At 40.0% G+C, this 7,463-nt stretch carries 9 protein-coding genes and 1 pseudogene; 6 read left to right on the top strand and 4 right to left on the bottom strand.

Annotated elements, in window-relative coordinates; translation table 11 throughout:
• On the top strand, window positions 1–423 hold a 423-nt coding region (locus V7L07_RS21215), incomplete at its 5' end, for a DUF1003 domain-containing protein (RefSeq protein ID WP_335060874.1).
• Between the two features lie 189 nt (window positions 424–612).
• On the opposite strand, the gene V7L07_RS21210 is transcribed toward V7L07_RS21215, so the two are convergent.
• Both V7L07_RS21210 and V7L07_RS21205 read right to left on the bottom strand, forming a co-directional pair.
• Window positions 613–1,959, bottom strand: a complete 1,347-nt coding sequence (locus V7L07_RS21210; protein WP_179069997.1) for a hypothetical protein — start codon at window positions 1,957–1,959, stop codon at window positions 613–615.
• A gap of 89 nt (window positions 1,960–2,048) precedes the next feature.
• Window positions 2,049–2,486, bottom strand: a complete 438-nt coding sequence (locus tag V7L07_RS21205; RefSeq protein WP_179069998.1) for a hypothetical protein — start codon at window positions 2,484–2,486, stop codon at window positions 2,049–2,051.
• Window positions 2,487–2,756: 270 nt separating this feature from the next.
• Here V7L07_RS21205 and V7L07_RS21200 point away from each other — a divergent pair, with 270 nt between their 5' ends.
• Complete coding sequence (locus V7L07_RS21200; protein WP_335060873.1) at window positions 2,757–3,869, top strand: phospholipase D-like domain-containing protein; 1,113 nt, start codon at window positions 2,757–2,759, stop codon at window positions 3,867–3,869.
• A gap of 106 nt (window positions 3,870–3,975) precedes the next feature.
• On the opposite strand, the gene V7L07_RS21195 is transcribed toward V7L07_RS21200, so the two are convergent.
• Complete coding sequence (locus V7L07_RS21195; RefSeq protein WP_335060872.1) at window positions 3,976–4,593, bottom strand: isochorismatase family protein; 618 nt, start codon at window positions 4,591–4,593, stop codon at window positions 3,976–3,978.
• A 231-nt stretch (window positions 4,594–4,824) separates the two neighbouring features.
• On the opposite strand from V7L07_RS21195, the gene V7L07_RS21190 reads away from it, so the two are divergent.
• The 4 genes from V7L07_RS21190 to V7L07_RS21175 all read left to right on the top strand — a co-directional run bounded on the left by V7L07_RS21190 (window position 4,825) and on the right by V7L07_RS21175 (window position 6,911).
• The gene (locus tag V7L07_RS21190; protein WP_335060871.1) at window positions 4,825–5,193 is read left to right on the top strand and encodes a winged helix-turn-helix transcriptional regulator; all 369 of its coding nucleotides are present in this window, start codon (window positions 4,825–4,827) and stop codon (window positions 5,191–5,193) included.
• A 478-nt stretch (window positions 5,194–5,671) separates the two neighbouring features.
• The gene (locus V7L07_RS21185) at window positions 5,672–6,178 is read left to right on the top strand and encodes a DUF1993 domain-containing protein (protein ID WP_335060870.1); all 507 of its coding nucleotides are present in this window, start codon (window positions 5,672–5,674) and stop codon (window positions 6,176–6,178) included.
• Between the two features lie 230 nt (window positions 6,179–6,408).
• Window positions 6,409–6,618, top strand: a complete 210-nt coding sequence (locus V7L07_RS21180) for a hypothetical protein (protein ID WP_335060869.1) — start codon at window positions 6,409–6,411, stop codon at window positions 6,616–6,618.
• Between the two features lie 104 nt (window positions 6,619–6,722).
• Window positions 6,723–6,911 carry a hypothetical protein gene (locus V7L07_RS21175; protein ID WP_335060868.1) on the top strand — a complete coding sequence of 63 codons (189 nt, stop codon included), beginning with the start codon at window positions 6,723–6,725 and terminating at the stop codon, window positions 6,909–6,911.
• Window positions 6,912–7,248: 337 nt separating this feature from the next.
• Here the strand turns inward: V7L07_RS21175 and V7L07_RS21170 are convergent.
• Window positions 7,249–7,463 (bottom strand): annotated as a pseudogene (locus tag V7L07_RS21170) (HNH endonuclease); the annotation flags it as partial.

Here is a 7,463-nt window from a genome sequence, read left to right as displayed (position 1 = left end):
GGACATATAGTTTTTGTTTACGTACATATCGTCTGGTTTGGAGCTTGGATTGTTTTGAACACGGGAAGAATCGGCGTGCATCCGTTCGATCCATTTCCCTACGGACTATTGACAATGGTGGTATCGCTGGAAGCAATTTTTCTGTCAACATTTGTGTTAATTAGTCAAAACCGCCTCAGTGAAGAAAGTGAATATCGAACAAACTTAAATTTACAAATTGCGCTACTGACAGAGCATGAAGTCACACGAGTATTACAAATGCTTGATGCGATTCAAGACAAAATGGGGATTGACAATGATGAAGACAGTGAGCTTGCTGATTTAGAAATGGAAACCAAGCCCGAAGATGTACTAACTGAAATTGAGCGGCTTCAGCAGTTAGCACTGAAGAGAAAAAAGCTGATTAAACATAATTCTAGATAAAGACTTTTTTCAATTTGATTGAGCGCAACCCTCTATAGAGAGATATCTTTTTAATCCCCTCAAATAGTACTCAGCGATGCCTACGGCTGTAAATTACGCGCTTTTCACTCTTGCAGCTGCTAACTGTAAAATCCAGATATTCAAGGGACTAATTTTTGTAGTGCAGATTTGAAAGATACATCGTTCCTGCTAGATAATCTTTTTCTGATTAAGCTTTCGGATTTCTGCAATTACACCATCAAGCCCACGATTGCCATAAATAATTAGCAATCGTTCCGCAGATAAGTAACTTAGCACAGGGTTACGAAATTTTTTAATATATGTTGTATCTGTAGGATTATAGCCAAACTGGGGAGCGATCGCTTTCAATTGCTCTTGAACAGTGGTAACAGCCGGAATTGATAAAACAAAATCGGCATCTGACAGGTTATGCAAGGCATATTCAGCCAGGAAGTTAGTAAGTGAAGAATTTGTACTCAGCGCGAAACTGCCAAGCTTACGGACTATCGGCAAACGTAGATGGTTTTGCTTATCCATGAATAAATAACCTTGAATCACGGGGTCAATTCCAGCAATAATTGCAGCCGCACGTAACCAGTTAACTACCTTGTACTCGTTACCGAGAGTGGGAGATGAGTGAGCGCAAGCTTGAGTAATCACAAACTCTGGGGATAACTTTCGCTTCATCGTCTCTGCCAAACTGATGATGTGATGACCACCAGTTCTAGAATCGCCCGACGCACCATAATTGTCTGTTTTACCATTCCCACCGAAGTTCAACTCCTGGAACTCAGTGCCTAAAGCGTTCCACTGAAAGACGATTGATTTTGCCCAGTCATGCCAGATTGGTGCTGCAATTAATAGGTCGTTACTGATATAAATGTCTGAATCTACTTTACTTTCACTATCTGGATTGACAATTGGTAAACCATTACTGTTTGTTTGACCATATATTAGCCGATAGTTACTCGCAAAGCTCAAATTACTAATATTATTAAATGCTTCATGTATTGGTAGTCCTCCGGGATAAGCATGGTGACTGTTATTTCCACTTCCAGGTGCAGAGAAAAAAGACTGGGGAAGTTGAGGGCAGACACTACCATCATTGCTAACTGGTGGGAAAATTCCAGCTATTAGTCCACCTGGAAAGGTCATATCGTCCACAGCATCTACCAAGCCGACTTTGAGCAATTGCTGTACAATCTCCTGCTTTCTGCGATTGCTTAACCCATATCTATGCATGATACAGGTTGTGGGATTATCAATTGCATCAAGTGTGGCTTTTCTCAGTTTGATATCTTTTATTTTCTCTGTCTGGTTTACCAAAAAAATTTTCGCTGACTGCACTAAGGGGGATTTTTCAGCAAGCCTAATCGCTTCAGTATTACCCACTCCCAATACCTGTTGGTTGGTGTTATTGCTCATGAAAGCATATCCTTTGGGTCTGCCTTGTTTCTCCTCTGCTCGTAAAGGTGTGACAAACAATAATAAGCTTAAGCATAAACTTACTAATAATAGAAGATGAGATGATTTCATGCAGATTATCAGCCTTTAGTTACAAAAGATTAATCCTCTATTGCAGTTGCCTCTAGAAAATTTACTTCCTAGACGCAACTGCGACTTATTTAGGTGTAAATTGGCCCATGTGAATCTTGGCTACGAATGGGAAATTCTACAAAACCCACTGGATGATGAGTAAAATGCAGTACAGACAAACCGGGATTATCTTCTGTCGCATAGGCAATAGATGCGTCTATGTATTCACCCTGTAACCGTGCTAGTTCTCCGGCGATGAATGGTACTGGATCTACTAACCCTTCATTATCTCCGAAGCGAATAGCTACAAAAATTTCCTTGCTCACTTCCAGTCCTTCTGGAAATCCCTCAGTATGCTCTACCTGAATATTGCTTAAAATTAAATGCTGATGATTCGCACCATGATGATTTTCTGGAGCCGGAAACAATTTTTCAATATCCCCAACTACTCGAATTAGTGGTGCGCCCAATGAATGCTTGAAACGATGATGATTTAGGTATCTTGTTGCTTTGGTGAACTTGCTCATAAAACACTACCTTTTCGAGTTGAAAAATTTTACTAGATACTTTTGAGTCAATCACGAAGCAAGGCTTTCAAAAGTATACATGAGATACATTTTTACAAATCCACTCATCCTCAACTTAAAACTAACTTAAACTCTAGATAAACAAATATTAATTTATCTGGTTTTTAGATAACCTTCAGATTTATTTAATATCTTTAATTCACTTATTTGTCAAACTACTTCATCAATATGGAGTACAGTAAAAGCAAATACCTCAAACAGGGCTGACTTATGTCGAAAAAAGTGAGTTCAGCAATCAATCCGACTTTCTTAACAGATGTAAATCATGGTGGAAATAAAGGGCAACCACTTTTGATTGCAGAACAATTAGCTGAGTTTATTGATGGAGCAAAGTCAAATCTGCACATTGCAATCTATGATTTTCGTTTAACGGAATCAACTCTTGCAGAACCCGTAATTACAGCACTTAAGAACAAAGCCCAAGCGGGTGTCAAAGTCCGAATTGCTTTTGATCATGGAAAACCTGAAACTAAAACAGTTGATGCTTTTATCGCTAGTGGCAGCGATCCAGCACCGAAAGGAACCAAAGCATTCCTAGAAAGTGTATTTGAGGGAACTCAAGTTGAAATAAAGAGCATTGCTGGCTCAAAGCTGATGCATAATAAATATGTCATCCGAGATGTGAATACCAGTGAAGCAACTTTATGGACTGGTTCAGCTAACTTTACAGACGATGCTTGGACTTACCAAGACAACAATATATTGCAAATTTCTTCGCCGCAGCTTTGTTCATACTATGAAACTGACTTTCAGGAATTGTGGGTGAGTGGCAATATCAAGACCACGGGTGTTGGGGATACGGGTAAAGTTTATATTGCTTCTACAGAAGTTGATTTCGCCTTCTCCCCAGGAGAGGGTCAGACCATTGACCACATCATTTCCAGTTTAATTGGTTCAGCAAAAAAGCGAATCAAGATTGCTTCCATGATGATCACTTCTCATGCAATTCTCGCTGCACTTGATGATGCCCTCAGACACAAACAGGTGAAAGATTTTAGTGGAGTATACGATGCTACACAAATGTCTCATGTGGTGAAACTTTGGCTCAAAACTGAAGCAAGTGTCGGTGTTGCTGAAACTTTTAAAGAGGTATCATCTCATCTAGTTGGGAAGCACTCCGAGCCTTATAAACCAGATAGCAAACACAATTTCATGCACAATAAGGTTGTAGTATGTGACAATATTGTGATCAGCGGCAGTTTTAACTTTTCTCGCAGTGCCACACAAAATGCTGAAAATATCGTTGTGTTACATGATGAAAGCTTGGCAGAGCAATATAGCGATTACATTGACCAATTGCTGACGCACTATAGTAAAGTATAGTCACAGCAGTCACAACTATAGCCGGATGACTATCTTCTGAATGAACCCTTTATCTGAGCTATTCCATCTATTAGCTCCTGTTTATTTGTAGTAGGGTCAACAACAATCAATATGGAGTAGTACTGCCTTCGATGAACTCAGGAGGCAATATCTCACTAAACAATAATTCCTGTAATTCGACACCTTCTGTTCGGCTCCAATCCTTAACCAATTCAGCTATCATTGTGATCGTAGTAGTTAGCACAACTCCAGCATCATGCATCCTCTTCCGTGCTAAATCTTCTGACAGATGGAATGGTGAACCAGAAGCATCCATCACTGCTTGAACATTATAGCCTTCATGCACTGCGCTAATTGCGGGAAAAACTAAGCAAACATCCGTAGTTATTCCAGCCATAATTAAATTAGTACGATTCGTATCTTTGACAGCTTGAACAAAGTTCTTATCGTCCCAAGCATTTACGATCCCTGCACGTTTAACTCTTACCTCATAAGCTTCTCTTAGCAATTCTGCTAGAGTAGTCATTAGCTTTCCTTGAAACCGATCCTCTTGGCTACTTGTCAAAACTACAGGTATCTTAAGCACCTTTGCTACTTTTGCTAGGGCAAGAGTATTCTTTTCTACCTCGCTCAAAGGTAAGTTTTTAATCAGCTTCATTGTCCCAACTTGATGGTCAATCAGAAGCATGGCCGAGTTTTCTTGAGTGAAATCAGAAAATTTCATTGTGTTGTTTTCCTCTCTTATTGTCTGTCATGAACACAAACAGTTAATATCTTTAGTGAAAGGCTGTATCAAATAGTGTCAGGAGCCACCCTTTTGCCTGAATAGGTACGGCAAGTTAGTCTGCAAAGTTGAACATTGAGATCATCTTAAAGATTTCTAGACTTCATTCTCAAACAAACATCTTGCATTACACAAGTAGGAACACAAGTGTACGTATCATTTATCCTAAACATGGCTCAATCACCTCAAATACTCAACGAGCATCCTTATTTACGCCAGACACTTGAACTGGTCTCTGACAAATGGGTTACAGCAATCATCTACGTTCTATCCCAAGGTACGAAACGCTATGGTGAATTGCATAGAGAAATTGGAGACGTTTCACAACGAATGCTAACCCGTACTCTGCGTGATTTGGAGAGAGATGGTCTTGTGAAGCGCAAAGTTTATTCTACTAATCCTCCGACTGTAGAGTATTCCTTGACATCACTGGGAGAAACTTTAGTTGAGCCACTTCGTCTGCTGTGTCAGTGGTCAATGGATCATTTTCATGAAGTTGAAACTGCCAGAGAAAGTAAAGACAATCATCTAGATAGATAAATTATTATTGCTCGATTCATCAAACACTTTCGGATATCGCTTAATTTTTTTTCCAAGCCTCAACATTAGATGCCAAATTAGGTTATCTCCTTCCGGTATTCAGACTCCAGAAGCGTCAACAATTTCTCTTCCACAGCAGTAAGATAAGGCCGATTTACCTTCCCCAACGACTGCAACAGACTTTTGACTGTCTCCTCAAGTGAATCTGAATACACTCGACTGATGCTATCGCCTGAGTGGTCAGTGATGGTTTGCTTTGACTCATTCAAAATGAGTCAACATCATCTTAACAAGTACTTACCGTTGGCTCATTTTTGAGGAATTAGAGCTAAAAATACGCTTATTTGTCTCTTTACTCCCCCTACTCCCCTGCTCAAGAACAGCCTATTTCACGAGGATCTCACTTTTTCCCGTTGCTCCCCTCTAATATTAGATGGGGCGGCTCAAAGTCGTTTGAACTTTTTCTGGAGAAATTTCAATGACCATTTCAATGTACCAAGCTTTAATACCCGTGTCTATTCGCGCACTGAATAATCTTATAAACATTCTTGAAAAAGGTGCTGCTTATGCTGAAACTAAAAAAATAGATCCGAATGTCTTGATTAATAGTCGTCTATCCCCAGATATGTTTCCATTATCAAAACAAGTGCAAATTGCCTCTGACACAGTAAATAGAGGTGCTGCACGGTTAGCAGGAATAGAACCACCTAAATTCGAGGACAATGAAACTACATTTCCTCAACTTATTGACCGCATTCAAAAAACTATTTCTCATTTAAATACTTTTAAACCTGAGCAAATTGACGGTTCAGAAGAGAGAGAAATTACCCTACAAATGCGTGACAACACTCTCTCTTTTCAAGGAATGCCATTTCTGCTATATTTTGTTTTACCAAACCTTTATTTCCATGTCACAACAGCGTATGACATTCTTAGGCACTGTGGTGTAGAACTTGGCAAAGGAGACTTTCTTGGTCAGCCTTAATCAGAGTAATATCTAACGCAATTTTTTCGAGATTTTCCGATCTTGCTTGGGTTAGTAAAAAATAGACTTCTTCACTTCTTGGCATTGTGGGGAAAAGTTTTTTCTTCAACATTTCCCTTTTCTCTTTCTCAGCAATTACACTGGCTTGAATTTGCCGATTAATTAGTAAAATATAATACTACATTCAATTCGATATTTGTTCGGTTATGAGTATGATTTCCTTTAGACCAATGATATTGATTATAGGCATAAGTATTGGTTTACTGCCTCTGTTGTCCAACTGGCGAGTCCTTGCACAAAATCAATCACAAAACATTGAGCTAAAAGTTTATAGTGAAAACGAGCAAAAACAAAGCTGTCCAGACAAAGTGAAAAGTCAGGTGAAAAACCCCATCCTTATCAAGAAGGCAGTTTTTCAACAGATGGCTCTGTTAACCTGAGTGCCTACGCCAGTAAAATCTCTGTTCAAGCCAGTAATAGTTTTAGCGTTACATGGGTTGGGACACTCAAGCCGAGATATGCTAAATGCTTTGCTTCTGCTGGAATGACTAAGGTTGATGGAGAAGCCTACTCTGAACATCTTAATTATTTACGGATGCACTTTGTTAAAGGTAAAGTTTACTTCATCTTAGATTTGGCTGGTGGCTCCGATCCAAATAATTATCCTCTAGTCTTGCTAAACAACAGTTTCAAGAATGGCAATCCTGCCTGCACTTGGGGCGGAAGTGACTAAAGGTCATACTGGCACCATCCTAGATGTCTATTAGAAGTATTCCAAGAGCAAAAGTCTGTTGCGCCGTCTGCTGTTGTGGAAGTTCCACCCGATGATGAGCCTTACACAGAACGCATACCTGGGGCAGTGGCTCCTTTGGGTTAAGTTTGCAGACGAGTGTAGGTCTGTGGTGTGCGATTGGTTGGTGTCACATCCTCACAAAGCTCCCAATTAATTACAGGTATGATCGCTGCATTGGTTAGGAATTTATCAACCCTGCTTGCTGCAAGGGGTTTAATGTCATGAAACCTTAAAATGAGAATTGGCGATCGCTAGATATTGACCACTACCAACATTTTTATGGCGGTGGATGCAGTCCCGCCGAGGTCAAAAGGCGACGCAAGTTAACGACTCCAACCCGATTTAATTGCAGAGCTGACACTGTTGCTCGACCACAGGAAGTTTTACCAATAACCTCTGTAAAATCATCGTTCCAGCTAAAATGCTCTGACCAAAGCTGCTGACGAGGATGAAACAGTGCCACCTCAAGTTTTGTTTCTGGATCGCAATGGC

Source organism: Nostoc sp., assembly GCF_036916985.1.
GTDB lineage: Bacteria > Cyanobacteriota > Cyanobacteriia > Cyanobacteriales > Nostocaceae > Nostoc.
Note: the sequence above shows the minus strand (reverse complement) of the source record. Positions and strands in the feature narration are given on the sequence as shown.